The organism is Bacillus timonensis (assembly GCF_004799755.1).
Lineage (GTDB): Bacteria > Bacillota > Bacilli > Bacillales > Bacillaceae_L > Ferdinandcohnia > Ferdinandcohnia timonensis_A.
Window position 1 is genome coordinate 1 of record NZ_SLUB01000150.1, and the last position, 540, is coordinate 540.

1 protein-coding gene is annotated in these 540 nt (G+C 36.9%); it reads left to right on the top strand.

Annotated elements, in window-relative coordinates; translation table 11 throughout:
• The coding region (locus E1I69_RS24300; protein WP_136382034.1) for a transposase at positions 1-497 on the top strand (497 nt) is incomplete at its 5' end.
• Positions 498-540: the final 43 nt, after the last annotated feature.

A 540-nucleotide genomic window follows, 5' to 3' on the forward strand; every position in this document is an offset into this window, starting at 1 on the left:
ATCATCAACTATTTTTAATCAAACAATCTTGGATGCACATTGTCTATCTCGAAGAATTAATATCTGATATTGAAAAAAGGATAGACATGATCTTAAAAGATTATCAGGAAGAAGTAGAAATCCTTGTAACAATGACAGGTATAAAAAAAGATTCAGCTGCAATTATTATTGCAGAAATAGGGGTAAACATGGAACAATTTCCAACTTCTAAACATATAGCTTCATGGGCAGGACTATCACCAGGAAATCACGAAAGTGCTGGAAAAAGAAAAAGTACACGTGCGGTGAAAGGAAACCCTCATATTAAGTCAGCGTTATGCGAGGCAGCCTGGGCAGCTTCAAGGAGTCGGAATACAAGGTTATCTGCTAAATATTGGTCATTGGCTGCAAGGAGGGGGAAGAAAAAAGCACTCGTTGCCATTGGACATCGAATGCTTACAATCATCTATCACATGCTAAAGAACAAAGAACCCTACCACGAGTCAACAGTAAATTAGCAGTATAGACAAACAATAGAAATATTATTCGAGTAACCATAAA